At 68.6% G+C, this 15,338-nt stretch carries 15 protein-coding genes; 10 read left to right on the forward strand and 5 right to left on the reverse strand.

Annotated features, from left to right (window positions below; translation table 11 throughout):
• The first annotated feature begins 1 nt into the window (after position 1).
• The 5 genes from AC3WS6_RS05415 (at position 2) to AC3WS6_RS05435 (ending at position 4,817) form a co-directional block, all read left to right on the forward strand.
• Positions 2-931: a carbohydrate ABC transporter permease gene (locus tag AC3WS6_RS05415; RefSeq protein ID WP_492500041.1), complete on the forward strand. Its 930-nt coding sequence runs from the start codon at positions 2-4 to the stop codon at positions 929-931.
• On the forward strand, positions 931-1,857 hold the full coding sequence (locus AC3WS6_RS05420; protein WP_492500042.1) for a carbohydrate ABC transporter permease: 927 nt from the start codon (positions 931-933) through the stop codon (positions 1,855-1,857). Before AC3WS6_RS05415 ends, AC3WS6_RS05420 begins: the two co-directional genes overlap by 1 nt.
• Positions 1,858-1,967: 110 nt before the next feature.
• The gene (locus AC3WS6_RS05425; RefSeq protein WP_492500043.1) at positions 1,968-3,008 is read left to right on the forward strand and encodes an aldo/keto reductase; all 1,041 of its coding nucleotides are present in this window, start codon (positions 1,968-1,970) and stop codon (positions 3,006-3,008) included.
• Between the two features lie 98 nt (positions 3,009-3,106).
• Complete coding sequence (locus AC3WS6_RS05430; RefSeq protein ID WP_492500044.1) at positions 3,107-3,760, forward strand: GntR family transcriptional regulator; 654 nt, start codon at positions 3,107-3,109, stop codon at positions 3,758-3,760.
• An 82-nt stretch (positions 3,761-3,842) separates the two neighbouring features.
• Positions 3,843-4,817, forward strand: a complete 975-nt coding sequence (locus AC3WS6_RS05435; protein WP_492500045.1) for an NAD-dependent epimerase/dehydratase family protein — start codon at positions 3,843-3,845, stop codon at positions 4,815-4,817.
• A 244-nt stretch (positions 4,818-5,061) separates the two neighbouring features.
• Here the strand turns inward: AC3WS6_RS05435 and AC3WS6_RS05440 are convergent, their stop codons facing one another.
• From AC3WS6_RS05440 to AC3WS6_RS05450, 3 genes are read right to left on the reverse strand one after another with little or no spacing between them, the layout of a single operon-like run.
• Positions 5,062-5,457 (reverse strand): VOC family protein, encoded by a 396-nt coding sequence (locus tag AC3WS6_RS05440; protein WP_492500046.1) that lies wholly within the window; start codon positions 5,455-5,457, stop codon positions 5,062-5,064.
• 39 nt (positions 5,458-5,496) lie between these two features.
• Positions 5,497-6,432 (reverse strand): NAD(P)-dependent oxidoreductase, encoded by a 936-nt coding sequence (locus AC3WS6_RS05445; protein WP_492500047.1) that lies wholly within the window; start codon positions 6,430-6,432, stop codon positions 5,497-5,499.
• A gap of 22 nt (positions 6,433-6,454) precedes the next feature.
• On the reverse strand, positions 6,455-7,435 hold the full coding sequence (locus tag AC3WS6_RS05450; RefSeq protein ID WP_492500048.1) for a LacI family DNA-binding transcriptional regulator: 981 nt from the start codon (positions 7,433-7,435) through the stop codon (positions 6,455-6,457).
• A 100-nt stretch (positions 7,436-7,535) separates the two neighbouring features.
• Between AC3WS6_RS05450 and AC3WS6_RS05455 the strand changes: the two genes are divergently transcribed.
• The 3 genes from AC3WS6_RS05455 to AC3WS6_RS05465 are packed head-to-tail and all read left to right on the forward strand — an operon-like array spanning position 7,536 to position 10,449.
• Positions 7,536-8,666 carry a Gfo/Idh/MocA family protein gene (locus tag AC3WS6_RS05455; RefSeq protein ID WP_492500049.1) on the forward strand — a complete coding sequence of 377 codons (1,131 nt, stop codon included), beginning with the start codon at positions 7,536-7,538 and terminating at the stop codon, positions 8,664-8,666.
• On the forward strand, positions 8,663-9,391 hold the full coding sequence (locus AC3WS6_RS05460; protein WP_492500050.1) for a cupin domain-containing protein: 729 nt from the start codon (positions 8,663-8,665) through the stop codon (positions 9,389-9,391). Before AC3WS6_RS05455 ends, AC3WS6_RS05460 begins: the two co-directional genes overlap by 4 nt.
• Complete coding sequence (locus AC3WS6_RS05465) at positions 9,388-10,449, forward strand: Gfo/Idh/MocA family protein (protein ID WP_492500051.1); 1,062 nt, start codon at positions 9,388-9,390, stop codon at positions 10,447-10,449. Before AC3WS6_RS05460 ends, AC3WS6_RS05465 begins: the two co-directional genes overlap by 4 nt.
• 172 nt (positions 10,450-10,621) lie before the next feature.
• Here the strand turns inward: AC3WS6_RS05465 and xylB are convergent, their stop codons facing one another.
• Both xylB and xylA read right to left on the reverse strand, forming a co-directional pair.
• A complete protein-coding gene (gene xylB / locus AC3WS6_RS05470) occupies positions 10,622-11,908 on the reverse strand; it encodes a xylulokinase (protein ID WP_492500052.1) in 1,287 nt (428 codons plus the stop codon).
• A gap of 5 nt (positions 11,909-11,913) precedes the next feature.
• Complete coding sequence (gene xylA, locus AC3WS6_RS05475) at positions 11,914-13,101, reverse strand: xylose isomerase (protein WP_492500053.1); 1,188 nt, start codon at positions 13,099-13,101, stop codon at positions 11,914-11,916.
• An 86-nt stretch (positions 13,102-13,187) separates the two neighbouring features.
• On the opposite strand from xylA, the gene AC3WS6_RS05480 reads away from it, so the two are divergent.
• Together AC3WS6_RS05480 and AC3WS6_RS05485 are read left to right on the forward strand one after the other, a co-directional pair.
• Positions 13,188-14,375, forward strand: a complete 1,188-nt coding sequence (locus AC3WS6_RS05480) for an ROK family transcriptional regulator (RefSeq protein WP_492500054.1) — start codon at positions 13,188-13,190, stop codon at positions 14,373-14,375.
• Between the two features lie 70 nt (positions 14,376-14,445).
• Positions 14,446-15,306 (forward strand): AraC family transcriptional regulator, encoded by an 861-nt coding sequence (locus AC3WS6_RS05485; protein WP_492500055.1) that lies wholly within the window; start codon positions 14,446-14,448, stop codon positions 15,304-15,306.
• Positions 15,307-15,338: the final 32 nt, after the last annotated feature.

Raw genomic sequence — 15,338 nt, forward strand, 5'->3', positions numbered from 1 at the left:
GATGGCCATTCTCACGACATCCACCGTGAAGACGGAACAGGCGGCGGGCGACGCGGCGCCGTCGCGTCAGCGCAGGAAGCTCGCACCCCGCGCGTTCTACTGGTTCGTCTGGCCGGCGGTCATCGCCTTCGCGCTGTTCCACACCCTGCCGGTGATCATCGGCATCTTCTTCAGCTTCACGAACTACGCCGGATACGGCACGTGGGACTTCGTGGGCATCGCCAACTACGTCAACATCTTCCGCGACGACCGGGTGCTCAGGGCCTACGGATTCTCGTTCCTGTTCGCGATCGTCGCCACGGTGATCACCAATGCGATCTCGCTGGCGATCGCGATGGGACTCAACGCGAAGATCAAGGCGCGCAACTTCTGGCGCGGCGTCTACTTCGTGCCCTACATCCTCGCAGTGCTGGTGGTCGGCTACGTCTTCCAGTTCCTGTTCTCGAACTCGCTGCCGAAGATCCTCTCCGGCATCCCGCTGTTCCGAGACAACATCCTGACGAGTCCCGAATGGGCGTGGACGGCTGTCGTGGCGCTGGCGGTCTGGCAGGCCTGTGCGTTCTCGATCATCATCTATCTCGCCGGTCTCCAGACCATCCCCGCAGACATCTACGAGGCCGCGTCGATCGACGGAGCCACCGCCGCCCGGCAGTTCCGCTCCATCACCTTCCCGCTCATCAGCGCCTTCTTCACGATCAACGTGGTGCTGAGCCTGAAGGGGTTCCTGCAGGTGTTCGACCCGATCATCGCCCTCACCAACGGCGGGCCAGGCACCAGCACCGAATCCGTGACGATGCTCATCTTCCGCGGTGGTTTCTCGGGTGGCGAGTTCGCCTACCAGACCGCCAACGCCGTGATCTTCTTCATCGTGATCACGATCGTCTCGCTCCTCCAATTCCGGGTCCTTCAGCGCAGAGAGGCCGACTTCTGATGTCCAGCTCCGTCACCACACCGATCGAAGAGGCGCCGGCCACCCGCGCGCTCGTCGTACCCCGCAAGCGCCGCCTCGGCGCGAGCAGGAGCGGCGATGACTCCGACACCCGACGCACCAACTGGTGGGCCACCGCGCTCATCGCGGTGTGCTCGCTCACCGTGATCGTGCCGCTGTATCTCGCGGTCGCCGTCGCACTGAAGACACCCGACCAGCTCGCCTCGGGCACCGGGTTCGAGCTCCCCTGGCCGATCAATTGGGGCAACTTCGCCGTCGCGTGGGAGCGCACCGATTTCCCGCAAGCGCTGCTCAACACGGCGATCATCACGGTGGGTTCGGTCGTCTTCACCCTGCTGACCAGCTCGCTCGTGGCCTACGCCCTCGCACGCAACCTGCACCGGCCGTTCTTCAAGGGCGTGTTCTACTACCTGCTGGCAGCACTCTTCATCCCGTTCCCGATCATCATGCTGCCGCTCGTCAAGCAGACGGCGCTCCTCGGGCTCGACACGCCTGCGGGCATGATCATCCTCTACACGATCTACGGTCTGAGCCTGAACATCTTCATCTACACGGCCTTCATCCGTTCGATCCCGATCGAGCTCGAAGAAGCGGCGCGGATGGACGGAGCCTCGACCTTCCGGGTGTTCCGGCAGATCATCTTCCCGCTGCTCATGCCGATGAACGCCACGGTCGGCATCCTGACGTGCGTGTGGGCCTGGAACGACTTCATCATGCCGCTCGTGGTGCTGACCTCGCCGTCGGATCGGACGCTGTCGCTCGCGCAGTACGTGTTCCAGGGGCAGTACAACACCGACTACACCGTGGCGTTCGCGTCGTACCTGATGGCGATGGCGCCCCTGATCATCGTGTACATCTTCTCTCAGCGCTGGGTCATCTCCGGTGTGATGCGCGGATCGATCAAGTAGCGTTCGTGGCGTGTGAGGCGAGCCCGGATCCGCTGTGCGGGTCAGGGCTCGTCGCGCAAGAGAAAGCGCTATCCTGAGAGCCTTCCCCTCCCCGCATAGGAGCATCCCTCATGCCCATCGCCGCTGATGACCCCCGCCTGACCACCCCCTATGAGGCCGCTTCCACGCGCTACAGCGATGTGCCGTTCCAGCGCGCGGGCGCCAGCGGCGTGCAGCTGCCCAAGGTGTCGTTGGGGCTCTGGCAGAACTTCGGTCGCGATCGCTCGTTCGACAGTCAGCGCGAGATCGTGCTGCACGCGTTCGACCGCGGTGTCGTGCACATCGACCTCGCCAACAACTACGGCCCGCCCTACGGTTCCGCCGAGTCGACCTTCGGCGCGGTGCTCGACAGCGGCCTCGCCCGGTACCGCGATGAGCTGTTCGTCACGACCAAGGCGGGCTACGACATGTGGCCCGGTCCGTTCGGCGACGGCGGATCGCGCAAGTACCTCACACGTTCGCTCGAGCAGAGTCTGCGACGCATGAACACCGACTACGTCGACGTGTTCTACTCGCACCGCCCCGACCCCGAGACCCCGCTGGAGGAGACGGTGACGGCGCTCGCCGACATCGTGCGCAGCGGCAAGGCGCTGTATGTGGGCATCTCGAACTATCCTGCCGAGCTCGCGCGTCGCGCCTACGAGCTGCTCGCCGCTCAGGGCGTCACGCTTCTGCTGCATCAGCCCCGCTACTCGCTGTTCGATCGCACTCCCGAGGCCGAGCTGTTCCCCGCGCTGCGCGAGCTCGAAGTCGGAAGCGCCGTGTTCTCGCCGCTGGCTCAGGGCCTGCTCACCGGGAAGTACATCGACGGCGACGTCCCGGCCGACTCCCGCGCGGCGAACAGTCACTTCCTCAACGGGTCCGCGCTCACCGACAGCTACCTCGAGCGCATCCGCGGCATCGACCGCGTCGCCAAGGAAGCCGGTCTCTCGATCCCGCAGCTCGCCATCGCCTGGGTGCTGCGCGACTCCGTCGTGACCTCGGCGATCATCGGCGCCTCGCGCACGGGCCAGGTCGACGATGCCGTCGCCGCGAGTCAGGTCGTGCTCTCGGTCGACGTCATCGCCGCCCTCGAGGAGTTCGGGGCGAGCCCCGGCGCGGCGGTCGTCTGACCTTTCTTCGCGCGCCGCGTCATAGTTCGGGTGGCGGCGCGTCTGTTCAGTGGAGGCATCGATGATCGGGTGCCTCGGGAACTGAACGAGGAGTACCGATGACCATCGCCCAGGCGGAGCCCCGCGCGCACCAGCGGATTCATCGCAGCTCACTCCCGCTGCCCGAACTGGCCTTCCACCACATCCTCGCGGCCATCCTCAGCGGCGAGTACCAGCCCGGCGAGAGACTGAACACCGCGCGATTCGCCGACGAGCTGCACATGTCGCTCAACCCGATCCGCGAAGCGATCATCCGGCTGCGAGACATCGGTCTCGTCGAGGTGACACCCGCCCGCTACACGAAGGTGGCGGACTTCACCGCCACCCGGGCCCGCGCCGCCATCGGCTATGCGGGGATGCTCGTCGGCGTAGCGCTCAGGACGACCATGTCCACGGCGACCGAGGGTGCGCTCGCTCACCTCGAGGGCTGCGTCGAAGCGATCGACGCGGCCGAGGGGCGGGCGGGTCGCAATCGCGCGGTGGTCGAGTTCCTCTCTGCGGTGGCCGACCTCATCGACCACCCTCGACAGGCCATGCACCTCATCGAGACCACGATCCTGGCCCAGTGCGCGCTGCAGTCCTCCGAGGTCGCCGCCGACGAATCCGGTCCGACGCCGTCGTGGGGTGCGGGCGACGTGGCCCGGGGCCTGCGCGCGGGCGACCCCGACGCCACCGAGAAGGCCGTGCGCACGCTGTTCGAGAATCTCGCCTAGTCCGAGGCTCCGCGCAGGGAAACCGCGCCCTGAGACGGGTACGCCGCGCCCGCGGTGTGGTGCCCTCGGTAGAGTCGAGGGCATGACTGCGACGACGGTGTTGTTCATCGGTGGAACGGGGATCATCTCCTCTGCGGCGAGCGCGCTCGCCGCATCTCGGGGCATGGAGGTCACCCTCCTGAATCGAGGGCAGTCACGGCGGGCCCCCGCCGAGGGCGTCGAGGTGCTCACGGCAGACGTGTCGGATGCCGATGCGGTCGATGCGGCCCTCGGCGGTCGCGAGTTCGACGTGGTCGCCGACATGATCGCGTTCACGCCCGAGCAGGTGCAGCGCGACATCGACCGCTTCGAGGGGCGCACGGGGCAGTACGTGTTCATCAGCTCGGCATCCGCCTATCAGAAGCCGGTCGCGCGCCTGCCGATCACGGAGTCCACTCCGCTGCGCAACCCGTACTGGCAATACTCGCGCGACAAGATCGCGTGCGAAGACCTCCTCACCGCCGCGTATCGCGACCGCGCCTTTCCGGTGACCGTGCTGCGGCCGTCGCACACCTACGACAAGTGGACGATCCCCGCTTTCGGGGGGTGGACGGCGATCGACCGCATCCGCCGAGGTGAGGAGATCATCGTCCATGGCGACGGCACCTCGCTGTGGACCCTGACCCACTCGAGCGACTTCGCAGTGGGTTTCGCGGGCCTGCTCGGCAACCCGCTGGCCTACGGCGACACCTTCCAGATCACGAGCGACTTCGTCTACACCTGGAACGAGATCTACTCGATCCTCGGGCGGGCCGCGGGCGCGGAGCCGAAGATCCGGTATGCCACGAGTGCCGCGATCGAGGCGGCCGCGCCCGAGCGCGCGGGGCAGCTGCGCGGAGACATGGCGCACTCGGTGGTCTTCGACAACACGAAGATCCGCCGCATCGTGCCGGACTTCGCGCCGGTGATGCCCCTGCACACCGCGGCGCGGGAGATCATCGAGTGGCACGATGCGAACCCCGAGCTGCAGCGGGTCGACCCCGCCATGAACGCCCTGTTCGATCGCCTTCTCGCCTGACGTCTGCCACGGCGCCGGTGGTCGAGCGCGCACCATGTGCCCGGTCTCGCGCGACCACGGGGCCGTCGTGCGAGACCTCGGCCGATGCACGAGACCTACGTCGTGCGCGTGGGTTTCGTGTGGGGACGCCGGTCTCGTTGCTGCGCCGACGGGGTTTGATGCGAGACCCCGTCCGGTTCACGAGACCTACGTCGTGCGCGTGGGTTTCGTGTGGGGACGCCGGTCTCGCAAGCCGCCCGGCGGCTCAGGCGGCGGACATCACCGCGAGCACGTTGCCGGCGGGGTCGCGGAACCACGCGATGTCTGGCCCGCGATCAGGGCCGCCGCGCAGGATGCCCTTGTCGTCGGTGGCGAACTCGCTGTCGTCGTAGATCTTCGTGACGACGCCGCGGCTGTTCAGCTCACCGACGGCGGCGTCGATGTCGTCCACCGGGAAGTTGAGGATCGTGAAGCTCGCGGGCTCATGGTTCGGCTTGGCGTAGACGAGAATCGACCCGCCGTCGGGCAGGCGGATGTCGAGGAAGCCCATGGCGTTGGTGGTGACGTCCATGCCGAGGGTGTCGGCGTAGAAGGAGCGGGCGGAGTCGATGTCGTCGACGCTGAACCCGCTGAACGCGTGTGTGGTCTGGAAGGCGGTCATGCCCTCAGCATGCGCCGGTCGCGACGGGGTGTCCAGACCCTACGGGCGTACCTGATTCACGAGTTCGTCGTCGGCGGCCAGTCGCGCCAGGTTCTCGTCGATCAGACGCGCGGCGCCGGCCGGTCTGTTCCCGGCGACGTGCGGCGTGATCAGAAGGTTCGGCGCATCCCAGAGCGGGTCGGATGCCGGCAGCGGCTCTGCCTTCGTGACATCGATCGCGGCGGCGCGCAGCCGGCCCGACTCGAGCGCGCCGATCAGCGATTCCTCGTCGACGGTCGCGCCGCGGCCGACGTTCACGAACACGGCGCCGGGCTTCACCGCGTCGAAGACCGCGGAATCGAACAGGTCGGTCGTCGCATCGGTCGCGGGAAGGATCGACACCAGCACGTCGGTGTCGGCGAGCACGCTCGTCGCGTCGGCATCCGCGTGCACGGGATAGCCCGATCGGGTCCCCGCCGTGCGTGCGATGCCCTGCACGTCGGCGCCGAGCGCGGTGAGCAGGGGCGCGAGGGTCGACGCGATCGACCCGAAGCCCCAGATCGTCACCCGAGCGCCGGTGAGCGTGTACGCACGCTTCGAGTCGGGCGCGCTCTGCACGTCGTTGAAGTCGTGGTCCCACCGGCGCTCGAGCTGCGCGTCTCGCAGTCGATCGAGGCGACGCACCGCGCCGAGGATGAGAGCGAGCGCGTGCTCGGCGACCGGACCGTCGTGCAGCGACCGGCCCGAGCAGATGCGCACATCGTCGGCGAAGCCGGCGTTCAGCACCACATCGGCGCCCGCGGCGAGCGCCTGCACGAGACGGAGTCGGGGGAGCACGCGCGCAGCATCCTGCAGCCTCGACGAGGAGTTGTGCCACACGACCAGCACTTCGGCGTCGCGGTGCTCGGCAGGGATGTCGGCGTCGATGTCATAGACGACGACGTCGACATCGGCCGTCACCGGCAGGTCGATGGTGTTCGGGATCAGGATCTTCATTCGTACCTCCGCCTCCATGCTGTCACTGCGGCGGCTCGGTCGACTCGCGCCACACGACGGTGAGCAGATCGTCGGGCCGCAGAGGCTCATCGCCGCCCCGCACGGCCGCGATGAGCCGGTGCATCGAGTAGGCGCCGAGGCGCTCCCTGTCCTGCGCCACGCTCGTCAGCGACGGCACGAGAAAAGCGCTCTGATGATGATCGTCCCAGCCCGTGACGGCGACCTCGTCAGGCAGCTTCCATCCCCGTCGGGTCGCGGCTCGGATCGCGCCGGTGGCGATCAGATCGTTCGCCGCGATGACGGCGAGCGGAGGAGCATCCTGGGGGAGAGCGGCGATCGCGGCTTCGCCGGCCGCTCCGCTCCAATCGCCCTCGGTCACGCCGAGCGACTCGAGCCCGAGCCGCTCGATGGTCGCGAGATACGCCTCGCGACGCGCTCGCGCGGAGGGGAAGTCCTCGGCGCCCGCCAGGTGGATGAAGCGACGGTGCCCCCGCGCGACGAGGTGCTCGATCATCTCGGTGATCGGGCGCGCGTCGGTGAACGCGCCGGTCATGTGCATCGCGTCGTCGAACTCGCCGACGGAGAGCACGACCGGCCCCCCACTGCTGTCGACCGCGGGGAGCGGCGTGAAGGCGAGCACGCCCTCGTACTGCCCCGACCCCACGACCTCGGCCAGCCGTTCTCCGAGGGCTGCCGGATCTTCCGGCAGGCTCACCACTTCGACCACGTACCCCTCGTCGCGAGCGGCGGTGATCGCGCCCGACAGCAGGGTCAGCGGGTTCATGGTCGCGATCGGCACCACGACCGCGAGGCGGCCGGTGCGCTGCGTCCGCATCGAACGGGCGGCGAGGTTCGGGCGGTAGTGGAGTTCGGATGCTGCTCGCAAGACCTTCTCGCGGGTGGCCTCGGAGATGCCCGATCGCCCCGTGAACACGAACGAGACGGTCGACTGCGACACCCCGGCGCGATGCGCGACGTCATGGCTCGTCGGGCGTTTCTCCATGTCGTCCGTCCTTTCGGGGCTTGACGCGATCCAGATCCTTCTCGATATTATCTACTACGTCTTAGTAATACGTAGTAGAACCTCATCGAGGAGGCACAGGATGCTCAGGATCGGGATCATCGGCACCGGCGGCATCGCCGACGCGCACATCAGCGGATACCTCGCGTTCGAGGGGGAGTGCGAGATCGCCGCGCTGGCAGACGTGGTGCCGGGCAAGGCCGGAGAGAAGGCGCGGGCCTTCGGCCTCGACGGCGTCGCGGCGTTCGACGACCCGCTGGCGATGATCACGTCGGGCCTGGTCGACATGGTGAGCATCGCGACGCCCCCGTCGACGCATGCGTCCCTGGCCATCGCCGCGCTGGATGCGGGCGTGCACGTGCTGGTCGAGAAGCCGATGGCGCCGTCCCTCGAGGAGTGCGATGCGATGCTCGCCGCTCAGCAGCGCTCGGGCAGGGTGCTGTCGGTCGTCGCGCAGAACCGCTTTCGCGATGACATGGCGACCCTCAAAGACATCATGGACTCGGGGCTGCTCGGCACCATCTCGCACGTGCGCGTCGATTCCGCGTGGTGGCGCGGCCTGCCGTACTACGACCTCTGGTGGCGTGGCACGTGGGAGAAGGAGGGCGGCGGCTGCACGCTCAATCACGCCATCCACCACATCGATCTGCTGCTGTGGCTGCTCGGCAGCCCGACCGAGGTCACCGCGATGCTCGCCAACGCCCAGCACGACAACGCCGAGGTCGAGGATCTCTCGGTCGCGATCCTGCGCTACGACCGCGGGCTCGCGCAGCTGACCAGCTCGGTCGTGCACCACGGTCAGGAGCAGGCGATCGTGATCCAGGGAGCTGCGGCGCGGGTGTCCCAGCCTTTCTCGGTCGTCGCCGAACGATCACGCGTCGACGGGTTCCCCGAAGAGGGTGGTGACCCCGACGCGGTGGCGCGGATCGAGAAGCTCGTCGCCGCACGCACCCCTCTCGTGCACCTGGGCCACGAGGGCCAGATCGGCGATGTGCTCGGTGCGATCCGCGAGGGCAGGCCGCCGATCGCGGACGGTCTCGACGGTCGCAACGCGGTCGAGGTGGTCACCGCGATCTACGAGGCGGGTTTCGAGAGGCGGTTCGTCGGGCTGCCAATCACGGCATCCGATCCGTACTACCGTGCAGGGCAGCTCGTCGCCGACGCCCCGCACTTCTTCGAGAAGACGGCCTCGCTGGTCGAGGCGGCCTCATGAGCGCGTCATCGTTCCCCGGAGGCACCTCGCTCTCGTTCCTCGATGTCTACACGGATGCGGCTCCGGACGGCGTCTGCGGCGGCAGCCCGCACATGCACCTCGTGTCGACCGAGGCGTATGTCGTCGTCTCGGGAACGGGATCGCTGCAGACGATCGACGCCGCCGGCTTTCGCGAGACGCCGCTCGCGCCGGGGGCGGTCGTGTGGTTCACGCCCGGCACCGTCCACCGCGCGGTGAACCACGGCGATCTGCGGGTCGTGGTGCTCATGAGCAATGCGGGGCTGCCCGAGGCGGGGGATGCCGTGATGACCTTTCCCGCAGAGGTCGTGGCCGACCCGACGGCCTATGCCGCCGCCGCGTCGCTCGGAGACGAGAGTGCACGCGCCCAGCGCGCCTCGGCCCGTCGCGATCTCGCGGTGGCGGGGTTCGAGTTGCTGCGCGATGCCGTCACGGCCGGCGACCTGGCTGTTCTCGACGCGTTCCATGCTGCGGCCGGAGCACTCGTGCGCGACCGCGCGGCAGCCTGGGGCAACCTGATCGAGAACGGCCCGCTCGCGCAGGCCCGGCAGTCGCTCGCGCTCGCCGAAGCGGTGGCATCCGGTTCGATTCGGCATCTGGCCGACGCCCGCGTGCACCAGGCCGTACCCTCGGTGGGGGAGCGCGGATTCGGCATGTGCGGACGTCTTCGCACCTACGACCTGAACCACGAGGAGATCGACGCATGACCCGCACCTACACGTTCGACGCACTGCCCGAGCCGGTGGTCGGTCCGGGTGAGTTCGTGTTCGCGGCCATCGGGCTCGATCACGGACACATCTTCGGGATGGTCGAGCAGCTGATCGAGGCCGGGGCGACGCTCACGCTCGTCTACGACGCCGACCCCGCGAAGGTCGCGAGCTTCGTCGAGCGGTTCCCGCAGGCCCGCGCGGCGGCGAGCGAGCAGGCGGTGCTCGACGATCCCGACGTGCGGCTCGTTGCGAGTGCGTCGATCGCCAACCAACGGGCACCTCTCGGGGTGCGCGTGCTCGAGGCGGGCAAGGACTTCTTCGCCGACAAGCCCGCGATCACCACGATGGACGACCTCGCCGCGGCCCGCGCGGCGGTCGAGCGCACCGGTCAGAAGTTCGCCGTCTACTACGGCGAGCGCGTGCACTCGGAGGCGGCGATCCTGGCGGGGCAGCTGATCGATCAGGGCGCGATCGGCACCGTGCTGCAGGTCGCGTCGTTCGGTCCTCACCGCATCGGCGACGGGCGCCCGGACTGGTTCTACGATCCCGAGCAGTACGGCGGCATCATCTGCGACATCGGCAGCCACAACTTCGAGCAGATGCTGTACTACACGGGTGCGACGCACGGTGAGATCGTGAGCTCGACGGTCGCCAACTACGCGCACCGCGACACTCCGGGGCTGCAGGATTTCGGCGACGCCCATGTGGTGCTCGACAACGGGACGACCGGATACGTGCGGGTGGACTGGTTCACCCCCGCGGGGCTCGACGTGTTCGGCGACGGGCGCACGGTGCTGCTCGGCACCGACGGCTACATCGAGCTGCGCAAGTACACCGACATCACGACCGAGAACGGCGGGGGGCAGGTGCTGTTGGTCAACCACGAGGGTCAGTTCCGCTTCGACGCGACGGGCCGGACGGGCTTCCCGTTCTTCGGTCAGCTGATCCGCGACTGCCTCGATCGCACCGAACACGCGATGACCCAGTCGCACGCCTTCGCCGCGGCGGAGTTGAGCGTCATCGCGCAGCGCGACGCCAGGGTGCTGGCCGGCTGACGGCATCCGTCAGCGGCATCCGGCATCCGTCAGCGGCATCCGGCGCCAGGCATCCGGCACCAGGCACCCGTTCGGGAGGAGATCTCCGTCTCCGGAGGACGGATGCCGGGAATTCGTCCTCCTCAGACGGAGATCTCCTCTTCGCGGGGTGAGCGTACGCGCGCCGGCTGCCTCAGCCGACCAGCTGAGCCGCCTGTCGCGCAGCGCCCAGCGCGACGTACTCGCCGGGCTCGGGCACCTCGACCGGAAGGCCGAGGATCTCGGGTGCGGTTCGGCGCACTGCTTCCGACTGCGCTCCGCCGCCGATCAGCAGAGCTCGCTCGAGCGGGATGCCGAGGTCGCGCAGCGCATCCAGCCCTGCGCCGAGCCCCGTGAGCATGCCCTCCACGGCGGCGCGGGCCAGGTTCTCCCGCGTGGTCGACGCGAGCGTCATCCCTGACAGGGATGCCGTGGCGTCCGGAAGATTCGGCGTGCGCTCGCCCTCGAAGTAGGGGACGAGAGTGAGTCCTCCAGCGCCAGGACCGGCCGCGAGGGCGAGGTCGCTGAACTCGGCGTGCGTCACACCGAGCAGTGCTGCGGTGACATCGACCACACGAGCTGCGTTCAACGTCGCGACGAGCGGCAGGAAGTTGCCCGAGGCGTCGGCGAAGCCCGCCACGGTTCCGCTCGTGTCGCTCAGCGGTGATGTGCTGATCGCGCAGACCGTGCCGGAGGTGCCGATCGACACCACCACATCGCCCGGTGCGGCCCCGAGCCCGAGCGCGGCTGCCGCGTTGTCTCCGGCGCCGGCGCCGACGCGGCGACCACCCGCATCCGTCACCGACTCGTCGTGTGCCAGCACGCGAGGGAGGATCGCGTCGTGACCGAGCGCCGCGACGAGCAGCTCGCGGTCGTACTCGCCCGTCGAGGGATTCCAGTATCCGGTGCCCGAGGCGTCGGACCGGTCGGTGACCAGCTCGTCGAGTACGGGATTGTCCGGTCCGAATCCGCGCAGCCGCCAGGTGAGCCAGTCGTGCGGCAGAGCGACCGCGGCCACGCGAGCGGCGTTCTCGGGCTCGTGATCGCGCAGCCAGCGCAGCTTCGTGATCGTGAAGGATGCGACGGGCACGAGCCCGGTGCGCGTCGCCAGAGCGGATGCGCCGAATTCGTCGATCAGGTCGCGGGCCGCCCCGGCCGACCGTGTGTCGTTCCACAGCAGTGCGTCGCGGATGACCCTGCCCGACTCGTCGAGCACCACCATGCCGTGCTGCTGGCCGCCGATCGACCACGCCGCGATGTCGTCGAGCGACCCCGCCTCCGTGATCGCGGTGTTCAGTGCCTGCCACCAGGCTTCGGGGTCGACCGATGTCCCGTCAGGGTGCGACGCGCGACCGGAGCGGACGACCGCTCCGGTCGACGTGTCGACCACGACCGCCTTGCACGACTGGGTCGACGAGTCGACCCCGAGAACCAGCGGCATGACGATCAGCGAGCGCCGAGCAGGTGCTCGGTGGCGAGCTGCTGCAGCCGGACGAAGCCGAATCCCTTGCCGCCGAAGTAGGAGTTCGCGTCGAAGTCCTCGTATGCCGAGCGATCGGCGAGGAAGTCGTCGTACGTCTCACCCGGGTTCAGCGTGGGCGTCGAGAGCTCGTCGACGCGGGCGGCGGCGAGCGCCTCCTGCACCTCGGGGTCGGCGCGGAACGCCGCTGCGCGCTCCTTGAGCAGCAGGTAGGTGCGCATGTTCGCGGCAGCGGAGTCCCAGACGCCGGTCTCGTCCTCCGTGCGGCTCGGCTTGTAGTCGAAGTGACGCGGGCCGTCGTAGGCGGGCACTCCACCGGGGCCGCCGTTCTCGAGCAGGTCGACGAGCGAGAAGGCGTTGTGCAGGTCGCCGTGTCCGAAGACGAGGTCCTGGTCGTACTTGATGCCGCGCTGACCGTTGAGGTCGATGTGGAAGAGCTTGCCGTGGAACAGCGCCTGTGCGATGCCCGCGGTGAAGTTGAGTCCCGCCATCTGCTCGTGGCCGACCTCGGGGTTCACGCCGACGAGCTCGGGACGCTCGAGCGAGTCGATGAAGGCGATCGCGTGGCCGAGGGTCGGCAGCAGGATGTCGCCGCGCGGCTCGTTGGGCTTCGGCTCGATCGCGAAGCGGATGTCGTAGCCCTTGTCGGTGACGTAGTCGCCGAGCAGGTTCACGGCCTCGCGGTAGCGCTCGAGCGCCTGGCGGATGTCCTTCGCGGAGTCGTACTCGGCGCCCTCGCGGCCACCCCACATGACGAACGTCTTCGCGCCCAGCTCAGCGCCGAGGTCGAGCTGACGGAAGACCTTGCGCAGCGCGTAGCGGCGCACGTCGCGGTCGTTCGAGGTGAAGCCGCCGTCCTTGAAGATTGGGGCGCTGAACAGGTTGGTGGTCACCATCGGCACGACGAGGCCGGTGTCGGAGAGCGCACCCTTCAGGCGGTCGATCTGGGTCTGGCGCTCGGCGTCCGTCGAGCCGAAGGCGAACAGATCGTCGTCGTGGAAGGTGAGGCCGTAGGCGCCGAGCTCGGCGAGCTTCTCGACGGCGTGCACCACGTCGAGCGCCGGGCGAGTGGGGCCTCCGAACGGGTCGGCGCCGTTGTATCCGACGGTCCAGAGGCCGAAGGAGAACTTGTCGTCACGGGTGGGAGTGGTCATGGCTGCTCCTGTGCAGGTCATCGGATAAGTTGTGATTGACAACATATCTCATGACAGGGAGTGCGTCCACCCCCTACAGTGAAGGGATGTCGACACAGCCGAGCCCCGCGCTGGGCACCCGTCCGCACAATCTCGCCCGGATCCTTCGGCTCGTGCACGAGAACGGCGGCCAGTCCAGGGCCGCGCTGACAGAGCAGACAGGGTTGAACCGCTCGACCATCGCCGATCTGGTCGCGGAACTGGTCAGACGCGGGCTCGTCGACGAGCGTGTGCCCGACGTTCCTGGCCGTGTCGGGCGCCCCTCGCCCGTGGTGACGGCATCGGCGCAGTTCGTCGCGATCGCGGTGAACCCCGAGGTCGATGCGATCGAGATCGCGGCGGTGGGCCTCGACCGCAGCATCCTCGTGCGCGAACGCCTTGCCAACGATCACCTGCCTACGCCTGAATCCGTCGCCGAGGTGGTCGCCGCGCGCATCGCCGCGTGGCACGACGGGCCTCTGGCCGCAGCGCGGGTCGAGGCCGTCGGCATCGCGGTCCCCGGTCTCGTGCGCGCGTCGGACGGAGTCGTGCGCAACGCGCCGCACCTGGGATGGATCGACGTGCCGCTCGCTCGACTGGTGCAGACGGCCACCGGATCGCCGACGGTCGTCGGCAACGACGCCACCCTGGGGGCGATCGCCGAACACCGCTACGGCGCGGGTCGGGGCATCGACGACATCGTCTACCTCAACGGCGGCGCCTCAGGAATCGGCGGGGGACTGATCATCCGGGGCGCACCGGTCGCCGGCGCCGGGGGGTACGCCGGCGAGTTCGGTCAGAATCGGCCGCGCATCTCGGCCGATGACGATCGCCGCACTGCAGACGGCGTGCTCGAATCCGAGGTCAGCCGCACGTTGCTGCTCGACGCCGTGGGCCTCGAGACCGCTGACGACGAGACACTCGATTCCGAACTGTCGACCTCCGACTCGGCCGCCGTGGCCGCCGAGGTCACCAGGCAGGCGCATGTGCTGGCGAGTGCCCTGGCGAACGCGGTGAACGTGCTGAACCCCTCTCTCGTCGTGCTCGGGGGATTCCTGGCCACGATCGCCGAGCTGCGTGGGGAGCAGATCGACGATGACGTGCGGGCGCTCGCGATGGCCGAGAGCGCCGAACGGCTGGAGATACGCCCGGCTGCACTCGGGGCCGATCGACTGCTCATCGGGGCTGCGGAACTGGCTTTCGCCGACGTTCTCGCCGATCCCGGGGGAGCAGAGCCGCTGGCCGTGCCGGCCTGATCGCTTCCGACCGGGAAAGTCGGGTCCGAGCGGCCCGTGCATCGCACGATGGTGAGGAAAGGAGGACCTCATGATCGGAATGCTCAACGCCCTGGTCGACCTCGTGGAGACGGCGCCCGACGATCTCGATGTCGACGCCTTCGCGCGTCGACACGGCACCACGGAGTATCACGTGCGGCGGATGTTCTCGTCGCTGGCCGGCATGCCGCTGTCGGACTACGTGCGTCGCCGCAGGATGACGCTCGCGGGGGCGGAGCTCGCCGCCGGTGCGCCGAACCTGCTCGACGTCGCGGTGCGCCACGGCTACAGCTCGACGGAGGCATTCGGACGCGCGTTCCGCGCTGTGCACGGCATCGGCCCGGTGGACGCACGCCGAGACGGGGGCCCTCTCCGCACACAACCCACGCTCCGGTTCCGCCTGAGCGTCGAAGGGAGCACCCCGATGGACGTCACCATCACCACCACCCCCGAGCTCGAGCTCGTCGGTCACGCGGTCCGCGTGCCGCTGATCCATGAGGGGGTCAATCCGCACATCCAGCAGCACATCGCCTCGATCCCTCCCGAGGAGCACATCAGGCTGAAGCAACTGAGCGACGCCGAGCCGCCGGGCATGCTCGCGGTCACAGGCGACATCGCGCCGGATGCTCCCGAGGGGACGGAGCTGACCTACCTGCATGGTGTGTCCGTGCGTCCGGGCACCCCCGTGCCCGACGATCTCGACGCGATGCACGTCGATGCGGGAGCGTGGGCGGTGTTCGCCGCATCGGGTCCGTTCCCCGAGACGCTGCAGAATCTGTGGGCGGCGACGGCGACCGAGTGGTTCCCGTCGAACCCCTGGCGGCTGCGTCCGGGCCCCTCGATCGTGCGGTACCTCGAGTTCTCGGGCACGCACGCGTCATGCGAGCTCTGGCTCGCGATCGAACCGGCCTGATCGCGCCGACGACCGTGCGAGACTGTGGCCAC

Source organism: Microbacterium sp. EB106-03-03-XG65, assembly GCF_058791955.1.